This is a genomic window from Endozoicomonas sp. YOMI1 (genome assembly GCF_024606345.1).
Taxonomy (GTDB): Bacteria; Pseudomonadota; Gammaproteobacteria; order Pseudomonadales; family Endozoicomonadaceae; genus Endozoicomonas.
Genome location: NZ_JAHHPM010000471.1, coordinates 1 through 2333, shown reverse-complemented (window position 1 = coordinate 2333; position 2333 = coordinate 1). Strand labels below are relative to the sequence as shown.

The 2333-nt window shown below is 50.7% G+C and carries 3 protein-coding genes and 1 pseudogene; all 4 read left to right on the top strand.

Features of this window, described 5'->3' with window-relative positions; translation table 11 throughout:
* A pseudogene (locus tag KDK15_RS16605) lies at positions 1-220 on the top strand (transposase); the annotation flags it as partial.
* Positions 217-363: a hypothetical protein gene (locus KDK15_RS16600; RefSeq protein ID WP_257296505.1), complete on the top strand. Its 147-nt coding sequence runs from the start codon at positions 217-219 to the stop codon at positions 361-363. The pseudogene KDK15_RS16605 and the gene KDK15_RS16600, both read left to right, overlap by 4 nt.
* A 132-nt stretch (positions 364-495) precedes the next feature.
* Positions 496-837, top strand: coding sequence for a hypothetical protein (locus KDK15_RS16595; RefSeq protein ID WP_257296504.1), 342 nt, complete (start codon positions 496-498; stop codon positions 835-837).
* Between the two features lie 30 nt (positions 838-867).
* Complete coding sequence (locus tag KDK15_RS16590; protein ID WP_257296503.1) at positions 868-2238, top strand: undecaprenyl-phosphate glucose phosphotransferase; 1371 nt, start codon at positions 868-870, stop codon at positions 2236-2238.
* Positions 2239-2333: the final 95 nt, after the last annotated feature.

Genomic DNA, 2333 nt, shown 5'->3' with positions numbered 1-2333 from the left:
AATAAACTGCATTGGAAAATGGATGTTGCAATGAGAGAAGATGATTGTCGAATCATAAGAGGCAATGTCGCTGAAATGCTCACTGGGTTTCGACATATGGCAGTCAATATGCTGAACAATACCAAAACCTTTAAAGCAGGTTTAGGGCGTAAGGAGAAAAGGGGCAGCCATGAGCACTCAATATCTGTCTGAAGTCCTCGCAGGGTGCGGGGTTTCATGATTTTCCCCTGCACTCCTCGCAGGCTGATGGATGCTTCCCGTTTGGAACGGCTTGGCTGGAAGGCTTCGGTCTCTTTACAGGATGGGTTGGGGATGACTTACCGGTGGTTCCTGGAACATGCTGCTGAGTTGCGGTCGGTTTGATTTTTTTTGAACCACAAAGACACACAGGCACAAAGGAAGACTTCTTTTGTTTGTCAGCGCTATGCGCAGGCGCAGGCAAACCCAAAAACTTTGTGTCTTTGTGCCTTTGTGGTGCAAAAAAGGACTCAAGATTTGGTAAGGATTTTAGCGGTTGGCTGGCTGGCCTTTCTGGTGATTCTTTCGGCCAGCAAAAGCCTCGGTTATGGCCACTGGGCCTGGGGCAGTATTGAACGTTTTCTGGGTGGCAATCTACAGATGCATTTTGTGATGGCCTTTATTCTTTCAGTACTGGCTCACCTGGCCAGCTCAGGGTTCTGGCACCGGGGCTGGTTGTTACTGCTGTTGATTATTGGCTGCGCCCTGGATGAAAGTTTGCAAGCGGTGCTGCCACTCCGGAATTTTAACCCGCTGGATTTTCTGGTGACCTGCGCCGGGTTGTTGTTGGCTGCGTTGCCTTTTATGGTTGCTCGGTGACGGATTGTTAAAAGCTGGATTGGAATGTAGATGCCTACCTCGTTGTTATCAGGCCGGTCCCGGCTGCCTCTTTTTTTACTGGTCATTATGGATGTGGCCATTGCCTTTGGCTGTGCGGAACTATCGGAATGGGTGCGTTTTGGTGACCATGCTACCCACTATCTGAATGTAATATATATGCAGGCGCTTCTGGTGGTGGTGTTTTCGTTTTTGTGTGAAGTGTATGCCCCCTGGCGTGGGCGACGGATCAGTGAGCGATTGACCAAGGTAGCCATTGCCTGGGCATTGTCGTTTATGGCGCTGATCGCTTTTATGGTGATGACCAAAACCACCGAGCGGTATTCCCGTATCTGGCTCTTTACCTGGGTAGGGCTGGCCATCCCCATGGCATTAGTGATCCGGTTCGCTCTTTATCGAATGCTGATGCAATTCCGTAGCCGGGGGCGCAATACCCGCCATGTGCTGGTTATTGGCGATGGCTGTAACTTTGAGGCCATGCGGGAATACTTCTCCAAAGACAATGCCTATGGCTATCGGCTTCAGCATATTATTGCGCACAGTACTGATGAGCAGGCACTGGCAGAGCTGGAGCAGTACCTGACCAGAAATGAAGCCTTTGATGAATGTTGGCTCAGCATGCCCTTTAACAAGAACTCCATTCTTCAGCCAGTGATGTTTGCCCTACGCCATAGCACTGCCAATATCCGATATATGCCGGGACTGCAGGATCTACCATTGCTGAACCATAGCATTACCAAAATTGGTGACTTTTATTCCCTGGATATCAGCTGTTCTCCCATGGATAGCATTAACGCCATTATTAAACGAGTGTCGGATATTGTGATTGGCAGCCTGATTCTGCTGCTGATTTCGCCAGTGATGGTTGGTGTGGCCATTGCCGTGAAACTCTCATCACCGGGGGCAGTGTTTTTCAAGCAATTCCGTCATGGGGCTTCTGGCCAGCAGGTGAAGATTTATAAATTCCGCAGTATGAAGGTGCATCAGGAAGACGAAGGTAAGGTGACACAGGCCACTAAAGGTGATCCACGGGTGACGAAGGTGGGTGCCTTTATTCGCCGTACCAGCCTGGATGAGTTGCCGCAGTTTATTAATGTGTTGCAGGGGCGGATGTCCATTGTTGGGCCACGGCCTCATGCTCTGGCTCATAACGAGTATTACAAAGATCTGGTGGAATCTTATATGAAGCGCCATAAGGTTAAGCCGGGTATTACCGGGCTGGCCCAGGTACGGGGCTTCCGGGGTGAGACCGATACGCTGGATAAGATGCAGCGCCGGGTGGAGTGTGACCTGGAATATATCAATAACTGGTCGTTGTGGCTGGATATCAAGATTATTATTGGCACTGTGTTCAAAGGGTTTATGAACCCGAACGCCTATTGATCCCTTCGGGCGCTGCCCGCTTCCCGCCGCCCGCTGCCCGAAAAAGCGCTGGTCTTTTCTTTTGCGGGTAGCGGGGAGTGGGCGGCGGGTAGCGA